Annotated in this window: 19 protein-coding genes; 6 read left to right on the top strand and 13 right to left on the bottom strand. The window is 32.1% G+C overall.

From position 1 onward, the window contains the following. Positions 1-42 precede the first annotated feature (42 nt). The gene (locus IGI47_RS13340; RefSeq protein WP_438784481.1) at positions 43-1,539 is read right to left on the bottom strand and encodes a primase C-terminal domain-containing protein; all 1,497 of its coding nucleotides are present in this window, start codon (positions 1,537-1,539) and stop codon (positions 43-45) included. Positions 1,540-2,090: 551 nt separating this feature from the next. On the opposite strand from IGI47_RS13340, the gene IGI47_RS13335 reads away from it, so the two are divergent. Together IGI47_RS13335 and IGI47_RS13330 are read left to right on the top strand one after the other, a co-directional pair. Then, positions 2,091-3,002 carry a ParA family protein gene (locus tag IGI47_RS13335; protein WP_438784480.1) on the top strand — a complete coding sequence of 304 codons (912 nt, stop codon included), beginning with the start codon at positions 2,091-2,093 and terminating at the stop codon, positions 3,000-3,002. Between the two features lies 1 nt (position 3,003). Beyond that, positions 3,004-3,378 carry a hypothetical protein gene (locus IGI47_RS13330; RefSeq protein ID WP_104661782.1) on the top strand — a complete coding sequence of 125 codons (375 nt, stop codon included), beginning with the start codon at positions 3,004-3,006 and terminating at the stop codon, positions 3,376-3,378. A 359-nt stretch (positions 3,379-3,737) separates the two neighbouring features. Here the strand turns inward: IGI47_RS13330 and IGI47_RS13325 are convergent, their stop codons facing one another. The 8 genes from IGI47_RS13325 to fic all read right to left on the bottom strand — a co-directional run bounded on the left by IGI47_RS13325 (position 3,738) and on the right by fic (position 9,034). After that, positions 3,738-3,824: a putative holin-like toxin gene (locus IGI47_RS13325; protein ID WP_219842351.1), complete on the bottom strand. Its 87-nt coding sequence runs from the start codon at positions 3,822-3,824 to the stop codon at positions 3,738-3,740. A 131-nt stretch (positions 3,825-3,955) separates the two neighbouring features. Continuing rightward, on the bottom strand, positions 3,956-5,278 hold the full coding sequence (locus tag IGI47_RS13320; protein WP_438784479.1) for a C39 family peptidase: 1,323 nt from the start codon (positions 5,276-5,278) through the stop codon (positions 3,956-3,958). Between the two features lie 245 nt (positions 5,279-5,523). Then, positions 5,524-5,703 (bottom strand): hypothetical protein, encoded by a 180-nt coding sequence (locus tag IGI47_RS13315; RefSeq protein ID WP_438784423.1) that lies wholly within the window; start codon positions 5,701-5,703, stop codon positions 5,524-5,526. Further along, positions 5,700-6,047 carry a hypothetical protein gene (locus IGI47_RS13310; protein ID WP_438784478.1) on the bottom strand — a complete coding sequence of 116 codons (348 nt, stop codon included), beginning with the start codon at positions 6,045-6,047 and terminating at the stop codon, positions 5,700-5,702. Before IGI47_RS13310 ends, IGI47_RS13315 begins: the two co-directional genes overlap by 4 nt. After that, a complete protein-coding gene (locus IGI47_RS13305; protein WP_438784477.1) occupies positions 6,040-7,365 on the bottom strand; it encodes a Y-family DNA polymerase in 1,326 nt (441 codons plus the stop codon). Before IGI47_RS13305 ends, IGI47_RS13310 begins: the two co-directional genes overlap by 8 nt. A gap of 109 nt (positions 7,366-7,474) precedes the next feature. Further along, on the bottom strand, positions 7,475-7,678 hold the full coding sequence (locus IGI47_RS13300) for a hypothetical protein (protein ID WP_010734340.1): 204 nt from the start codon (positions 7,676-7,678) through the stop codon (positions 7,475-7,477). 159 nt (positions 7,679-7,837) lie between these two features. Then, positions 7,838-8,413, bottom strand: a complete 576-nt coding sequence (locus IGI47_RS13295; protein ID WP_224434961.1) for a recombinase family protein — start codon at positions 8,411-8,413, stop codon at positions 7,838-7,840. Between the two features lie 15 nt (positions 8,414-8,428). After that, the gene (gene fic / locus IGI47_RS13290) at positions 8,429-9,034 is read right to left on the bottom strand and encodes a protein adenylyltransferase Fic (protein ID WP_438784476.1); all 606 of its coding nucleotides are present in this window, start codon (positions 9,032-9,034) and stop codon (positions 8,429-8,431) included. 201 nt (positions 9,035-9,235) lie between these two features. On the opposite strand from fic, the gene IGI47_RS13285 reads away from it, so the two are divergent. After that, positions 9,236-9,859: a recombinase family protein gene (locus IGI47_RS13285; protein WP_438784475.1), complete on the top strand. Its 624-nt coding sequence runs from the start codon at positions 9,236-9,238 to the stop codon at positions 9,857-9,859. On the opposite strand, the gene IGI47_RS13280 is transcribed toward IGI47_RS13285, so the two are convergent. Both IGI47_RS13280 and IGI47_RS13275 read right to left on the bottom strand, forming a co-directional pair. After that, positions 9,856-11,292 carry a hypothetical protein gene (locus tag IGI47_RS13280; protein WP_438784474.1) on the bottom strand — a complete coding sequence of 479 codons (1,437 nt, stop codon included), beginning with the start codon at positions 11,290-11,292 and terminating at the stop codon, positions 9,856-9,858. The genes IGI47_RS13285 and IGI47_RS13280 overlap by 4 nt on opposite strands. Before the next feature lie 43 nt (positions 11,293-11,335). Further along, on the bottom strand, positions 11,336-12,121 hold the full coding sequence (locus IGI47_RS13275) for a DUF5677 domain-containing protein (protein WP_226077235.1): 786 nt from the start codon (positions 12,119-12,121) through the stop codon (positions 11,336-11,338). Positions 12,122-12,305: 184 nt separating this feature from the next. On the opposite strand from IGI47_RS13275, the gene IGI47_RS13270 reads away from it, so the two are divergent. Then, positions 12,306-12,404 carry a type I toxin-antitoxin system Fst family toxin gene (locus tag IGI47_RS13270; protein ID WP_438784473.1) on the top strand — a complete coding sequence of 33 codons (99 nt, stop codon included), beginning with the start codon at positions 12,306-12,308 and terminating at the stop codon, positions 12,402-12,404. 176 nt (positions 12,405-12,580) lie between these two features. On the opposite strand, the gene IGI47_RS13265 is transcribed toward IGI47_RS13270, so the two are convergent. Continuing rightward, entirely contained in the window at positions 12,581-13,258 is a 678-nt protein-coding gene (locus tag IGI47_RS13265; RefSeq protein ID WP_438784472.1) for a hypothetical protein, read from the bottom strand. A 314-nt stretch (positions 13,259-13,572) separates the two neighbouring features. Here IGI47_RS13265 and IGI47_RS13260 point away from each other — a divergent pair, with 314 nt between their 5' ends. Further along, complete coding sequence (locus IGI47_RS13260; protein WP_113844459.1) at positions 13,573-14,532, top strand: IS30-like element IS6770 family transposase; 960 nt, start codon at positions 13,573-13,575, stop codon at positions 14,530-14,532. A 50-nt stretch (positions 14,533-14,582) separates the two neighbouring features. Continuing rightward, the gene (locus IGI47_RS13255; protein ID WP_438784471.1) at positions 14,583-15,452 is read left to right on the top strand and encodes a hypothetical protein; all 870 of its coding nucleotides are present in this window, start codon (positions 14,583-14,585) and stop codon (positions 15,450-15,452) included. Positions 15,453-15,628: 176 nt separating this feature from the next. On the opposite strand, the gene IGI47_RS13250 is transcribed toward IGI47_RS13255, so the two are convergent. Further along, positions 15,629-16,984: a hypothetical protein gene (locus IGI47_RS13250; RefSeq protein WP_438784470.1), complete on the bottom strand. Its 1,356-nt coding sequence runs from the start codon at positions 16,982-16,984 to the stop codon at positions 15,629-15,631. Positions 16,985-18,298 lie beyond the last annotated feature (1,314 nt).

The raw sequence follows: 18,298 nt of genomic DNA, 5'->3' as shown, positions 1-18,298 counted from the left end.
TCAAAGATATATTGTAAAAGGCAATTGACGTCTTTTATTTTTTCAACCTGTATCGACTTCAAATAGCCTGATTTCTTGGGCTTCTTTCTCAGGAATTAGTTGTTGAATTGTATTTGTCCATTCATCGATTGTTAGCTTAAACTGCGCAATGATTCCTTGAATAAAGGCTTCTTTTTCTTCTTTCTTCGCTTGGATCAAACTTGCGAATAATACACGTACTGAAGCAAGTAAAAGTCCGCCACCACGCCCTTTTTTGACATGGTAGAACACTTTGTGTTCTTGCTTTAAGGCGCTTAATGCACGATCCAGACTTCTTAACGGCATATTTAATTGTTCTGCCAATTCTTTTTTTGACAGTTTCAAATAAGGCATACGAAGATCACTTTTTTCGCTCAAATAGCGCATGATATCTTCTTGCCATTCATGTTTATGACTATATTCTCGTTGTTCACGTGGTTTCTTGAACTTCCACCACCCACGACGTTGGATAAACAACTCGTTTTCTTGAATATCTGAAGCTACCCATTCCTGGCATAATTCCAAAATAAAGTCACGATTGGCAGCTTGATAATTGCCAGAATAGGCACTTTTAATAATCTTTCGCACTTCGCCTTCAGACAACGGCTCAATTAAGCGTTCGTTAAACTCAAACATGTTATACTCACAAGTTTCTTGTCCGTAACCGGAAGAATAATAAGCCAAAGAGAGTGTAAAAATCACGTTATTTCGTCCTAATCGACCTTCTCCCCCAATAATGTTTGCTTTTCGTAGTAACAAATCAAACCAAGGCTCATCGACTTGGCGATACTCTTTTTTCTCAGGAAAAACAATCAATTTCGCACCTCTTTCTGCTTCAGTTTTTTGGTTAGACGCCCTTTTCATTGACCAATTTAACCAATCAGAGAAAGAATATTGATTTTCTAACTCACAAAAAACGATATTTTGTTGGTTTGGGAATCGAGCAATCCCAAAATGGTTACAACCTACATCGATACCTGGCAATTGGTTAGCTAATTGTGTCCGAATCGTTGTAGAAATACGTTTTGCCACTTCAATTACTTTGAAATTACTCTTTTTCGTCACATAAGCAGGTGTTTTTAACACAAAGTAAACTTGATAGCCATGATCCGATTCTAAAATCATCGTTGGCATATATCCTAGTTCATCCACACAAGCTAAGAAAATCTCTCCCTGGTGATTTTCTTTAGAATCAATATCCACGACGAAAGTATTGATTTGACTAATATTTTTCTCCGAATGTCCTTTAACGATTGAACGATTTTTGTCCGCATAAGTTCCATATCGATAAACATTTGGTGTCCAATGGGTCAGTTTAGATTCATTTTCTAAAATCGCTTCTTCAGACGTAATAACCATGCCACGCCCTGCATTCATCAATTGTTTACTGCGGTACGCAAAGATAGCACCATTCCTGCTGGTATTCTCATAACCGACAGGCTTCATGGTGCTGTTTCGATATTTGTATGTACGAATGCCTTGTTTTAGCAAAGCTCTATAGCAATTATCTAAGTTTTCCATCCTAAAATTTCCTCCGAATTGTATTGAAAAAGAGAACACATGCCAATTCTAAAAATGGTTCTGTGTTCTCTTCCAATATTCGGCTTAAATTCCTAGAAAAACCTAGAAAAATATCGCTTTATCTATTGAACTTCTCGCTCCAAATGTGCTATACTTTAAGCACATTTTTAAACAATAAAGTAGTTGTACAGACTACTTAATTATTTATTGAGACGAGCGCGAACACATGAGTATGTTTCATGTGATTCAGAAATAATTGATTCGACCAAAATCAGTTATTTCCGTCTCTTTTTTTATGTATTTTTTCGTGAAATACGATATCACATAGTTAAGTATTTTGTAAATAAAAATCTTTGTCTAAAACTAAACTACAATATTTAGTTTGCTTTGTAAAGAAAATATCAGCTTCTATTTACAATTTATAAATTATAAAATATAAATTGTAAATTATAATTGACATAGAGAATACTTGTGATACAATATTACTGTAAATATTTATAATTTGTATTTTATAAAATATAAATTATATTTTATAATCGGGAGGTAAAAATATGGAATTAACGTCAGAAAATTTAAAAAATGTACTTGATTACAAAAATACTGTCAATCGTCCTTTAACTATTACCGTAGCTAATTCTAAAGGTGGCGTTGGTAAAACAACCATTATTCGCTACCTAAGTTATGTGCTTGCAAATATGGGATTTAAAGTTTTAGTAGTTGATGCCGATCCCCAAGCAAATACAACTAAAACTATGTTGTTAACTAAAAATTATCACTCTAAAGACGACGAAATATTTATTATTGATAAAACTATGTTAGCTGGAATAGTTGAAAGAAATTTAGCACAACTAGTTGTTCCAATAATCGAAAATTTGTATTGCATTCCATCACATATAGACTTTAAAAATTTCCCTAAATACTTAACTAAGTTATATGGAGACGCAATTGAAGGTATAGATGATAATTATTTTGAAGTAGAAAGAAACAGAATTTCTGTTTTAAAAGACTTATTACAACCTATAAAAAAAGACTATGATTTTATTTTGATTGATACACCACCAACCATGTCAGATTTTACTAGAAACGCTGCCTATGCTTCTGATTATATTATTATGGCTTTCCAGACTCAGTCTGACAGTTTAGATGGTGTTGCTGATTATATAACCGAAGAAGTAACTCCACTAGTAGAAAAATTTAACTGCAAAACTGAAATTGTCGGTATTTTGCCTAATCAATTAAGTAAGGGAAGCATAGACCAAACAGTTGTTAAAGATGCTATTGAACAATTTGGAAAACAAAACTTATTTGACAATATACTTCCTTTCGTAAAAAGAGTACAATCTACACCTAGAACAGGATTGAACACAGACACTTATTGGGATAATTTAGCTTATGAAGAAGTTTTTGTTCCTCTAGCTAAAGACTTTATTCACAGAATTAAATTATTTGAAGGAGAAAGCTAAAATGACTGATAACAGACCAGGATTCTTTTCAAAGACAAAACCAGATACTTCCTACAAATCAATTCCTAAACCTAAATCAGCTTTTACCTCTGACAACTCAGAACTATTAGAAAATATACATGTAGAAGAAGACGTACTAAAAATTAATAATAAATCATTAGGAATACCTGCTATTGTTTGGTGTGAATTTACAGCACTATTAGACGCAACTCCTGACAATGATTATACTTATGAACTTTTAGAAGAACTAATTCACGAAAGAATCTCACGATTCAATCATGAAGAATTACAAACTTATAACAGAATATTAGATAGAAAAAAAGAACAAGAAAGAGAAAAAATTTTTAAAAAGAATAAAAAGAAAAAGAAGATGTAACTCTTCCTTTTTGCAATTTATAAAATATAATTTGCAAATTATATTTTATAAATTATATTGTTTGTTAATCTATAAAGTACCGATATACAAAGTTTGTGTGATTTATAAATTATAAAATATAAATTATATTTTATATAAAGTATGAATATGTATTTTTATATCTTATTGGACAATAAAGAAATATTTACGAGCATTATGTACTTTTTCAGTGTATTTGCAACTTCCACAGTACTTTGCTATAATTAAGATAAGAAAAAAGAGCTATGCACAAACATAGCTCCATGTAGAACCGTTAAAAAGACGGTGGCTTCATTAAGTGTATATTGTAACCATCTTAACTCGCCAAAGTTAGAAGATGGTTACTTTTTTTGGTCTTTATGGTCAATAATCAGCAAAACTAACGTCGCAAAAGCGATCATCAGTTGAATTGCTTCAAACGTTGACACGCGCTACTCCCTTCTAGGGATAAAGCTATGAACCATAGGCATCACCCCTTTTTCAAGAGATTAGCCACCATCTTTTCACTTTTCTACCGCTCAATTATAGCATATCTAATCGTTCATGACATTGCTATTCATTAGCGAACAACAACGGCATATTTACGAGCATTATAGATATTCTCGAATGTCGTACGACTCATCCAATAAGAGCCACTGATTGGATCAGATACATGTACCTGATTACTTCCTTTATTGTAACCGTCAAGTGTCACTGCATGGTTATTATTCGCTGCCACACCAAAGCTCCAATTCCCCCAACGTATTGGCTGGAAATTAATCGTAACCCAAGCTACAACAGGATTGCCGTTCTTCACTTCATTCAGTAACGTATTCATAGAACTTCCTGAAATGTTCTGTACATTCCCATATTTTTGTCCCCATGAAGTCAGTGGGGCAGGGTAGATAGCAGAATATGTCCATGAATTTTCGACAAACGGACTGCCAACAAATCCATTATTTGGACTGCCATTCGGTGACTTAGGTATCGTATTCAAAAATTGTCTCAAACTCCAGTTTGTCAACTTTCCTTTATATTGCAAAGCTTGTAAGAGAGAAGCTCCTTCACAACCACTTGGCGCACCTAAAGCATACTGATTATAATTTTTTACACCTAACAATCTGTAATCATCATTACTTGGTTGTCCATTTCCAACTGCATACCAACCTACACCTTCATATTTCCAACCTTGCTTGGTAATCACACGTTTTTCGTTCTCATCTAGCGTATAATGATGCCAATTAACTTTTTTGTTGTACAAACGACTTACTGGAATCCCATTCGCTCCTTTGTACGAGTACCAACCAATTCCTTCATATGTCCAGCCTTGTTTTGTAATGCTGTCTCGCTCTTTCGCATTTAATGTGTAAAAATGTTCCCCATTATAACGATTGTATAAACGATAAACAGGATCACCGCTTGTTGGTGCTTGCCAACCAATTCCCTCATAATTCCAACCAATTTTTCTCAAATGATCTCGCTCACCAGTATCTCGTGTGTAAAAATGTTCCCCACTATTAGGGTTGAATAGACGATACATAGGAATCGTTTTAACTGCTGCTCTTGCACTACTGCTCATGGAATCATCCATTAATTCTTCTTTAGGCGCTTGTGTTGCATTCGCTTCACTTTGTCCTGCTTTTTCTGGCGCTTCCAGTGTAACTTCTTGTCCATTAATAATTGCTGTTTGTGGTTGTTCTACATTACTTGTCTCGTTAGTAGTTATTGTTTCTATTGAAGATTGTGTCTCACTGGTCACTTGTGTATCTTCAGTAGAAAATATCGTTTCTTCAGTAACAACTGTCGAATTTCCTGTGTTTATTTCCTCTGCAGATACAGATTCCCCTAAACTAATACTAGACAATACACTAATACTTGCTAACAAAAAAAGATAACGCTTCATTGACTCCTCCTGATAAAAATAATTTCACAATAAAATTATACCGACTAAAAAAAATGGATTCAATATTTATGAAGAAAAACAAAAACTTCTGCCCTATTATGGACAGAAGACTACAAAATATTGAAAAGTTTGGGAACAACGACAGAACATCGTTGATAATGAGAGTATATCAAATATTCTAAACCACTGTAATATCTCTTACTTGCCTAAAAAATCAATTACATACTGTCATGGATTTAATTGGATCATCGTCCATATGGATATATATAGTATTGATCGTCATGATAGCTTGAACTTGCAGCAATATAGAAACTGAAGCAATCTACACCAACATCGTTGATTAATCGCTGATCATAACCCCAAATATCTTCTAATAACTGATCAAAAGTAATATACCCTAACTCATACTGCTGAATGATATTCATAATTGACTCCATTTATCTAACTCTTGAATCTCAGCATGGCGTACTTCATCATAATGAACTTTATGATCACCAACAAATATTCCTAATTCATCATGTCCTCTGATTTCACCAATAATATCATCAGGATAGTAGCCTTCAGAATCTCGTTCTTCTTTTTGAATACAAACAACTTTTCTTTTCAGGACAGCAGCGTTCAATACTTCCGTAATCTCTTCAGTCGTCATTTGTTCTTTGGCCAAGTTTAGATTTGCACGCTGCTCGACGTCGGCATCGATCTTTTCTGTGTGATCTGAAAGATAAAATCCTGCCCATTTCAAACGTCCTCGATCGTTATATTCAATCATTATTAAGCCCTCCATTGCCCCCAGCATGTCCACCAACCAATGTACTTCTAGTAATACTACGTGCGCCTTCTAACTTAGAAGAAGCGTGTACAATCGACGTAAATCCATATTTCTGTCGGATCTTGTCGATAATCTTATCTAGTTTTTCCTCATTGATCTGTTGTTGTGGATCACTAAACAAATCTAGCTGAAGCGAATCCGTATAAACGAGCTTACTGTAAGTAATTCCAACGTGTCTTACTTCTTGTCCTTCATAATATTTGTTGAATAGATAAAGGCAATAGTACTGAAGCTCTTTCGTATTGTCAGTGAGTGGGATTTTCATTTGGTGCGAAAACCCCGACTTTGTTTCCAGGATCGACGTACCTATATACAAGCGAACACAACCAGTCTTGCACTTATGCTGTCGAATACGTGCAGCCACTTGTTCCGCCATTTCCTTCACCACGATCTCAACTTCTTCTTTTTTCGTATAATCCTTAGGTAACACCTGAGAGTTCCCATACGATTTCTCTTTTGTCGGCTCTGGTGGTAAAGCTATATCTGTTCGATCGATCCCATTAGCATGGAAATATAACTGTAATCCAATAACACCTAATTGGCGCTTGATAGAATACGGATTCCAATTTGCTAAATCTTTAATACTCAGAATCCCCATGTGGTTCAATCTTTTTTTCATGCGTGAACCGATACCCCAAAAGTCCGTCATTTCTTTAATCGTCCAAATTTTTTCTGGCACATTTTTGTACGTCCATTCCGCAACAAATCCTTTATTATGCTTGGCTTCATTATCTAAGGCTAATTTGGCTAAAACTGGATTATCACCGATTCCGACTGTGGCAATCAAACCAGTTTGACAGTAAACATGTGATTGTATCTGTCTTGCGAGCTGTTTGCGTCTCTCACTTCTTGTATCAGCTGTTGTAAATAAGTTCAGCGATTTTGTTCCCTTTAGAATCGACTCATCGATCGAATAAATCAATAAGTCTTCATCTGCGACGTACTGCCGAAAAATACTGTTTACTTCCATATTTTTCTTTATATATAGGTTCATTCTTGGTGGTACAATGTGTAATTCTTTAGGCAAAGGATAAGGTAGATCGCGAGGTCTACTAACGTTTGTGATTCCGTATTTACTTTTGGCAGTGGGTGAAGCGGCTAAAGTAAGTCCTGACCCTGTATTATCTGCTCGACTCATCACAACTAAAGGCGTTGTTAATGGATCTAAATTTCTTTCGACACATTCAACGCTCGCATAAAAACTTTTTATATCGATCAAAAAGTAATCATTGACTGGCTCATTTGAGTAATCAAGCATGTTTTTCTCCCCCATTTCAATTTGATTATACAAACATACGTTCGCATTTGTAAAGGGGAACATTCTAAAATAGCAAAAAAGTCAGACTATTTGTCTGACTATAATAAACCTACTTATTTTTTTCGTTTAGCAATTGGAAGTCTTGGTCAATGAATTGGTAACAATTCCCACAATTTTTACAATGATATTGTTTCGTTTGAATATTTTGCTGAATCAGCTCACCGCAAGCACAATCGATCGATACAGCCGTTCTTCGTTCTAACCCGTATAATGGACGTCCCCAAAAAGTATAGCCTAATTGTTGTTCTTTCATTTGCTTCGATCCTCCCTAAAAATATCTCTATTCGTAGCTAATATGACGCTCTGTTCGACCAATGATATATCTTAATGAGCGAACTTGACCTTAGAATGTTCGTATAAACAACGATTCATTTAAATTGAAAGAGATTTTTATATTCATTTTATCAATCTTCTAATCACTGCCTTCTATTTGTTTCTTAATTCTAAAAAGTGTACTACGACTGAACCCCGTTATGGCTTCCACTTCTTTGTACGATTTCCCGGAAGTAATCAATTCATATGCGTGCCTCTTCTTTGGTGTGATTGTTGCTTTCGGACGTCCCTCTTTAAAATTAGGATTATTCTTTTTCGCAAACAATTTTCCTTCCTGAGTACGTTCTACAATCATATCACGTTCCATTTCAGCTACACTCAACAACGTGCGTGTAACCATTCGACCCATTGACGTATTTTCGATCGTTCCTAGATTCAATACCTTAATCGTGACGTTATCATCGAGTAAAGGTTCAATGATCTCTAGTGCTTCTCTTGTATTACGGGCGAATCGATCAAGTTTCGTAACAACGATTTCGTCTCCAGGCTTCAGACCAGCTAACAGCTGATTAAACTTCGGTCGATCTCGTTTCGTACCTGTAAATTTTTCAGAAAAAATATTCTTCTTCTCAACACCGTTCTCAAGCAGCTGTTGGATCTGCTCCTTTGTACTTTGAGAAGCAGTTGAGACACGTGCATAGCCATATTTTGTCATTTAACCCACCTGCTCTTACAAATCATCTATCGTATATTCAGAGTATCCTTCATAAAAATAGCTAACATCGATTCCTTTCATATATAACTCACGATCGTCGATTTGATCAGTCAGGGCATTGGAAATCAGATAGCGTATTTCCAAGTCGTTTATTGGACTGCGCTCCATTGCAGAAAGATAGTCTGCTTTATCAATCAAGTTCCAATCAACAACTTTTTGCAATTCTTCCTTTAAAATGAGATCTAGCCAAATTCTAGTACTTCGTCCATTCCCTTCACGAAAAGGGTGAGCGATATTCATCTCCACGTATTTATTAATAATCTCTTCAAAAGAAGTTTGTGGCATTTGATCAATATGCTTTAACGAATGTTCCAGGTACATGACCGGTGCGAAACGAAAATTTCTTTTTGCAATATTGACCGTACGAATTTTTCCGGCAAAATCGTAAATTTCTGAAAAGAGAAAATCATGAATTTCAGATAAGCCTTTAAACGTGCCGACTTCGATTTCGTTTATTTTTCCTGAATCGTATAATTCCTTCGCTTTTTGCTTGCTGAGTTTTTCTTCAGCCTTGGCCAGCTCAACCTGATTCGTTAAACCCAATTTATTCTCTAAAATCATGGAAAATCCCCTTAACTTTTTGACATAAGTTTATGAAACACTACAAATCCTATTATACCGCGAATTTAATCATGTGTCAAAAACTATTAAGTTTCTGACACGATTGTACCCTAAATAGACACTAGCGTATCATTGAAAAATCTCGATTTCTAATGTATGATTAGGGTGTATTTTAAATAGTTTGAGAAAGTAGGTAAAAAATTGAAAGTTGCTTATATTCGAGTATCATCGATTGATCAAAATGAACAACGACAAATTGCAGAAATGAAAAAGTTCGGTGCAGAAAAAATTTTCATCGAGAAACAATCTGGAGCAACGATCACTCATCGACCGATTTTCCAGGAAGCTTTAGATTTTGTCCGTGAACAAGATATTTTTATTGTCGAAGCCATCGATCGATTAGGCAGAAATTATGACGAAATCATTGACTCAGTCAATTATCTCAAAAAGAAAAATGTGCAACTAATCATCACTAGTTTACCAATCATGGCTGAAGCAATCGGAAATCCTCTCTTGGATAAATTTATCAAAGACCTAATCATTCAAATTTTGGCCATGATTGCTGAACAAGAGCGTACTGAATCGAAACGACGCCAGGCACAAGGAATTAAGATTGCAAAAGCGAATGGTGTTTACAAAGGACGTCCTAAGTTATATAGCGCAGATACAAAAGATCCCCAACGTCGCCTTGTTTATAAAAGCATCGTTGAGGATCTTGAGAATGGCGTTGCTATCTCTAAGATTGCTAAAAACTACAATATTACTAGACAAACTATTTACAGAATTAAGAATGATATTGACTATAACAGTAATCAAATGAATTAAAAAAGTTCTTTATACATTAAAATTTGTTCTTTTAAATCATCAATTCTAGGAGATCTAACATCTGAATCAGCAATTGCATTTAATACTTTATCAATATTTTCTTTATTCACTAGTAAAGGATCATAGTATTTTATATTCTTTTTAATTAATTCCTGAGTTTTTATATTTTGTTCTTTGTAATTAGCTAGAATTTCTTCTCGAGTTTCACCTGAAATCATAGCCATATCTGAACCAGCATTGACTCCTTTGAATGGATAAGGTTCTTTATCATATGCCTTTATCATTTCTACTAAGTCATCGTATCCTAAGTGTTCTTTAACATACAGCATAAAATTTATTAATGTAAAAAATGGCATTGAAGAATAGTTTGGAAATATAAATTGAAACAGTTTGTTCGCAAAATATTTATCATCGTCATTCCTTTCTGGGGAAACTGATACGCTGCTAAGCCAGTTTAAATAAAATTGAAATATCATTATTTGTTTTTTGGGATTATCTTCATTCTCATCATAAATAAGTTTTTCAGGCAAAAAATCATCTACATTATCTACTAAAGATAGATTATTAGCTTTCTTGATATAAGATATTAATTTTAATATATTCTTATTTAGGAATAACCTATATTTTTCTTCAGATATGTCTTTGTCTTCTAAAAATTGTGATAAAAATTTATTATATCTGTGTCTAGAGTCCCACTTAAAAATAGAGTTTTTTGTATAGATATCAAAGAAAACATTTACTTTGTCGATATCTATATTCTTGTTTGCAAGGTATACCCGTTTGATTTCGCAGTAAAGAAAATTGGACAACCTCTCATAAAAATCATAATTGACAAAATGATTTGTATTCTTTTCATCAATAATATTCATATCTATACTATTGAAATAAATAGACATAAATTCTAATTTTTTTTCATAATCTGTATTTTCATTACATTGCTCTACATACATGTCCAGTAATTCAATTTCAGCTATCTCTCCTTGTTGATCTACTGAATTCCATATGAGAGACCATGTTTCTTTCTGAACATTTTCATTCTTGGATAAGTTACTAATATACCCTTTCCTACATTGTGTTCTATATTTACCGGTTTTACTAGCGTTGTTCTTTGAATAAGTACGCTTGTTAATAATCCAAAAGTAGCACCTAACTAGCGATAGAGTAGATAAGCCTATACCGATTACATATAAGAAAAGAATTATGCAGTTAAGTATTACATAGAACTCATTATCTGTTGAATCTGATTGATAGAAAAGTAAAGGTAATGTTAATAGTATTATTCCAAAAGATAGTATTTTTATTTTTATAACTTGATCAAATACTACCATTTTATCCCAATCAACAGCGTTCTCATTCTCAAATAAAAATATAGCAATTGGTATAAATAATGCCAACACTGTACTTGTTAGATTCCATAGAACTCCCGAATCCATAATTATTTTCCTCCTTTAACAGATTTGTGAAACGTAAATATAATTACTCAATTATATTTTTAAAAGATTTCTCCATCAATTTAAAATTATCATCCATATCATTGCTGTTATATCTATAAAATTCTTGCATTTCTTTCAAAGTATCTAAAGTTATTACAAATGATATTCTTTCTAATACAGGGATCTGTAACGCTGATTCTATTCCAAAATTTGATGCAATATGATTAATACTACCAGTTCCATGAACATCCATTGATCCAATTCCATATATAAAAAAATATAGAGATTTGTCAATATTAAGTCTTTTCATCAACTTCAGTATGCTTGTTTTCTTTTCTTGGTCTAAATCGTACCAATGCCTATTGTCCCAACTATTCGTCATTCTATACTTAAATAATTTTTTTCGTTCATTCTTATAATACGTAATTAAATCACTAATACTTTTTGCGCCACTTACTTCACGATTACAATATTCTTCACTATAAATTAAGCTACCTGGTAAGTTTTTTTCAATATTTGACAAATTATTTAAATAGTCTATTCTAGATTGGAAAATAAAAGAATTAGCTCTATTTATAGAATCATCCCTATCCTCTAGTATATATCGTATGGACAAGTAAAGTTCATACAAAGATCGAGATAGTACACCAAGTGATTCCGTACTACCAATATAGATAAGATCATTTATTGTTTTAGCTCTATTAAATATACTCTTTGATAATGAATATATAACGAAATCAACATTATTTTCGTCCATTTGTTTCCATATTTTTTCGTAACAATTCACTCCACTATCAAAAAAATTCTTTTTATCTTCTAAATTATTCAAAGTTACCTCCAACAAGTTAAGATTTTAATGCCCAAGCTACATGACACAATATAATTATGATTCTACCATAGCCCTAAAAAAATCCAACAGGGTATACTCTATTGGACTCTAAACTACTTTTGTACATCCAATATTTTAATGTTATACTTTTTTTGGCAACTTGCCCCCAAAGGGGGTGCTTCTATTGTTAGACAAAATCTTCATATTAATTATCGCACCAACTTTTGTTGGGATAGTCATTGAGCTAGTTTCTCATTGGTTAGATGAGAAAGACGATAATTGAGCAAGTTGTCGCTAACCCACACATTCGGAGTCGCAACGAATGAAAAAAAGACAAGCCTATTCGCAGTAGGCTTGTCTTTGTGCTTCTATTGTACAAAATCTTCACATTTCGCAATTGTATTATAGCATTTCTACCTCAAATGCACAAATTAAATATTCGTTTATAACTATAACTTCTTATTTACTTGTTTTTCTTATTATAAACGGACGTTTACGATTTTCTTGTTTCTTTTGATTAGAAGTTACAATATTCTCTTCCTTTGGTATAGTGATATAGTCTGTCTTTTTGAACCCTTTCGCAACTTTTTTCAAAAAAAATGGTTTAAATTTCGGTTGAATGAAAGATACTTCTTTATTCAATTCTGTTGGTTTATAAACTTGGATAATTAATACATGGTACTTTTTACCTTTAAAAGAAAAGATCACAATATCTCCTATGCCAATTTTCTTATAAACAGTTGGTGGTACTTTGAAATAAACCTTTTGCTTGGTTTTGTGTAAGGTTTTATCTTTCAATTCTAAAAATAGCCCTTCAAAAATTGTCTTTTTATTTATGAATCGTATTTTAGGTACCCCTTCTCCTTTTCGCATAGGAAGAACACCAGGATTTTCGTTAAAAACTTTACTAATAATCGCAGTATACTCGTTTTCTTCTTCTTCGGATCTACCTGTAATTATGTTTTTTACATAAATCAATTGACCATCTTTAGAATACACAAGCATTCCCTTTTGAATCTTTTTTTCTAATTTTTCAGCTACACGAAAAGTAAATATCTTATTTTTTAAGTAGACGGAATCATTTATTCTTCCATGTGCTGGTTGAACATGAACAGCTTCTACTAACAACTTATTCACTTCCTCTCCATTTAATATATTGGCGAATTACCAAATGATATACTATGAATGAAAAAAAGCTATACGTAAACATAGCATCTAAAATTGCTTCAGAAACAGACAAAAAATGCTATCGTAACTACGTCTTGAGTATAACATCTATCTGTCAAATGAAAAAGATAAGTACTGCTTGAAACTTCATCAATGAGCAGTACCTATCTTTCTTATTTTTTTTATTACGCGAATTGTAAAATTAAGTTAGAAAAATAAAAAGGCATTTATGGTACACTCAAATTGTATTTCCGACGAAAGAAAACAAAGGAGTGTAACCATAAATGACCTACAAACATCTTACCATAGACGAACTGACAATGATAGAATCATATTATCTTCAACATAATAAACCGGTTGAAATCGCTAACCGAATGGGACGTGCTATACAAACTATTTATAATGTAGTCAATAAGTTCAAGCAAGGCAAGACTGCTCTTGATTATTGGCACCAGTATAAAGAAAATAAGAAAAAATGTGGTAGAAAAGTCATTCAATTACCTGCTCATGAAGTAGATTACATTAAAGAGAAAGTCACTCTTGGTTGGACGCCTGACGTCATTATCGGGCAAAAAGAAAGGCCTGTTTCATGCGGTATGAGAACACTTTATCGTTTATTTTCTAAAGGAATATTTGATATTGACACACTACCGATGAAAGGTAAAAGAAAACCCAATGGCCATCAGGAAAAACGGGGAAAACAACAGTATCAGCGCTCAATCCATGATCGACCTGATAATTATCCTGATTTCAATTCTGAGTTTGGTCACCTTGAAGGTGATACGATCGTTGGCATTCATCATAAAAGTGCCGTCATTACTTTAGTTGAAAGATTATCTAAAGTCATTATCACGATTAAACCCAACGGCCGTAAGGCATTAGATATTGAAACTGCCCTTAATCAATGGTTTTCTCGCTTCCCTAAAAACTTCTTTAAATCTATTACGTTTGACTGTGGAAAAGAATTTTCTAACTGGAAAGCCATTAGTAACCAACATGATATTGATATATATTTTGCGGACCCTGGAACACCTTCTCAACGCCCATTAAACGAGAATTCTAACGGGATTCTGCGTCGTAATGGACTGCCGAAATCAATGGATTTTAGAAAAGTGAATCAGACATTTATTTCCAGTGTCAGCAATCAACGTAATCATATTCCAAGAAAATCATTGAATTACAGAACACCAATCGAAATATTTTTGAGCTATGTACAAGAAGCATTTTATTCTAGCTTAATTTGACAAATCATAAATTGAAAAAAAATCAGACCAATATAATATTAAGAAATGCAATGAATGAACTAAGTCAAGAAGAAATAGAAAATAGAACTGTCAAAATCAACTATAAAAACAATTTGATTTTACTATATAATTCTTTGCTAGAAATAGATAAAACCGAATTTACAGATTTTATAGAAAAGATAAAAAAAGGTGGATCACCTAGGTTACAAAGTATTTTTAACAATATTACTCTTAAACAAGATGAAATAATCGATTTATATTCTTTGATTAAGGCAATAGATCCAGAAGATGGAGAATTAACTATCAGTCCTGATAATACAAAAATAGAAACAACATTTAATCCATCAATTATAGGAACATATCCTATAAAATATACTGTTTTTGATTCGGACAAAAATGAATCAACTATAGAGTTAAGTATTCAAGTGATTAGTAATGGTAACACCAATAACAGTAGTTCAGAAAACACTGAAGTAAGTGAAGATACGAGTACTAGTGATTCGGTAAGCACTGGAACGAGTGGGGATACAGGTACTAGTGATTCAGTAGATGCTGGAACAAGTGGAGAGACAAGTACAAGTGATTCAGTAAATGCTGAAATGAGTAGTAAGCCAAGCAATAATGATTCAGAAAATATCAACTCAGAAAGTAAGGAAATCAGTAAAAATAGTAGTTTAGGAATTAGAGGGACAAGAAATTTTAACGATAGAAGTATGTCAAAAATCGATAGGGCTAGTGATCTAACTGGAGGTTCTAGAAAGAATTTCTTAACAGAAAAATTGAATGAATCTAAAAAAGAACTTCCACGTACCAGTGAAAATTCTTCACTTAATAGATTATTTAGTATCTTAGGAATAGTCTTACTTCTCTTGTATATAATTCAGAAAAAGTATTTAAAACGAATAGAACGAGCGAAGTAATTATATAAATCTGAAAAGAAGTAAATAAATCATATGTGAACAGAAAGATATCTCTGTTCACATATGATTTCTAGTTATTTAATAATATTCGACAAGATTTTATCAATTAAATAATGTAAAGTAATTATTTGATTATTTATGGAAATTATTAATTTACTAGATAAAGTATACAATTATTATAATGAATGATCAGGTTGCTTATAGATAATACTTTTTTTTAATTTTTTTTGTTGTGATTTTTTTTCTTTTTTTGCTACATCTTTTAGTAAGTGTAAATGTTTAGGTACACTAGTTGATTCTTGATTTAACAAGTATTTGATAGAATTGATATTCTGGATGTTCATATGAAGATGATCAGTATGAATATTTGTAGAAATACTTTTTGAAATAGATAAATTTTGATTTTTATAAAATTTATTTGTTAAATAAGTTTGTAATTTTTTTGTCAGAGGACTATTTTCACGGCAACATTTTAAATAGGAATAAATGGAAAAAATATCTATTGCTATTTCTTTGCTCATTAAAGAATCAAATTTTAATGTATCTAAACGATCTAATAATATAGATATCAAGGATAGGTAGATTTCTTTAGTTGAACTAATCCCTGGTATTTTAGAAGTATATAAATATCTACCTTGAATCCCTTGTAAAGAAGGAGAGAATTTTATTTTGGAAATTTCACTAAATTTCCTTTCTCCTAAAGCTACTTTTAGAGCAATATCTAATTCTTTAATTACACAATTTCCAACGAGGTTTTGTGAAGTACTAGTAATGTCACCATAATGTTCATTTATAGAAAGATTCTTTATTTTAGAAAAAAATATTTCTTGAATATTTGATTTTTCTTTATTTTGACTATATTTTTGAGATTCTTTTTTTGTAATAATTTCATTAATTTGATTGCGTACATGTATAGTTCCTAATGAAAGAATGAGAGATAATTGATTTATTTTTTCCGGAGAAATAATATAGAAATAATTAATAATGTCCCTTTTATTACGTATTTTAGAATGGGGATCCATAGTTACTTGCTTGAAGTTTTTTCTGAGAGAATGAAATTGGTGTGCTTTATCAAAAAATTCTAGTTGAATATAATTATTTTTATTTTGTATCCTGCAGCTGATTTCATGGAGACTCCAATCTACTAATAAAGTATCATAGGAAACTATTGTAAGGGGGAGTAATAAAAAACTCTCCTTCTTATTAGGAACTAATTTTTTTATTTCAAAAGCTAATAGCTCGGGTACAATTGTGGCATACATACTATTATCTAAAGACTTTTTTAATAATTCTATATCCTGTGAATTGAAACTTTTTTCATTTAGTTCTAGATAATTTTTATATAAAGAAATAAGTTCAATACTAGGTTTATATTGTTCTATTTCTAACAGAGATATTTTATTTTCCATTAGATTGAGGAGTTGTAAAATAATCTGCATTGAAAAAAAACCGTATTTTTTAGAATTAATAAATGATGTTCTCTGAGATTTAGCCCAGGATAATAAATGTGAGTAGTACTCATCTTGATTCATGCATGGACACTCTCCTTTTTAATTTAATGATAATTAAAAACTGATTACAGTTGATAGATTTATCAAAAAAATCTAAAAAAAAACTATTTGAGAGATGTTTTCTCAGCATTAATTGAGCAACAAATGATAGTTTTTATTACCAATAATAAAAGAGGTTATTATACAAAAAGAATTTATAAAAATGACTAGAAATGGCAGTATATGAACCTAAAGTTGAAGTTTGATTTATTCTAGATGGCCTATATTAGTTCATAAAGATAAGGAATTCGACTGTATTAAGAAATCAGAATTATGTTATATTTATAGGGATTGATATATATTTGAGGGAGATATAGAATTTTTTGAATAAAAGAATTGTATACCCTTCTTTGGTCTAATATTATAGACTGGAGAATAGGTATATATCTAAAAAAAATATAAAGAGATTTTTTATGCTTTATAAGTCTCTACCTTCTTCAAGCCAATATTTTTCTTTCTATTGTAATGTGAAAATAGAAAAGTATGAAATTATAATAAAAAAACCTAAAAAATGAAGCTTCCCAAAAGTTAGACCAAAAATCTAATTTTTTAGGGTCACTATTTGTATAGAAAATACAGTTTCGAATTCAATATGAAAATCGTTCAAGAATATCTTGAAGGCAAAAATGAGATTCAATTTCTTTCTATCAAGCATGGTGTCAAATTCCATAAACGGCTTCAATTTTGGATAAATGCTTATCGAGAATTTAGAGAAGAAGTACTCCTGAGAAAACGACGAAATCAGAAATACTCTATTCAATTCAAGCCAAATATGACAGAGTAATATTAAACAAGTAAGATGTCCTACCGTGAAGTGGCCAACACCTTAAAAATAAACAATTTAGCACTTATTGTAGCTTAGATGCGTCAATTTCGTATAGCGAAAATTGAGGAACTCTCCAAATCGAAAGGACGTCCACCTAGCTTGACTAAAAAATGAGCACCCGAATAAATCAATATTAAAACAACAATCGAAGACCAATATCATAGCAATACGCTCCAAAAATAAGTGCGCTTGCTTCAAATTGAAAATGCTTTTTTTAAATAATTGAGGAAGCGATCCAGGTTATGGATGATTGTCCGTATTACCGTATATTCCACTCAGATCAAGGGGGAATCAAATGAATGCTTATTCGTATAAACTGAGAGAACACAACATTTTCTAAAGCATATCGTAAAAGGGGAAGTGTCTAGATAATTAACCAATGGAAAGTTTCTTTGATTTATTGAAGCGAGCGATAGATCAGTATATTTATTATTACAACTATAGGAGAATGAAAACGAAATTGAACTGGC

Origin of the sequence: Enterococcus sp. AZ191, assembly GCF_051713845.1 — a bacterium.
Lineage (GTDB): Bacteria > Bacillota > Bacilli > Lactobacillales > Enterococcaceae > Enterococcus_B > Enterococcus_B durans.
The sequence above is the reverse complement of the archived record's forward strand: the minus strand, read 5'-3'. Positions and strand labels throughout refer to the sequence as shown.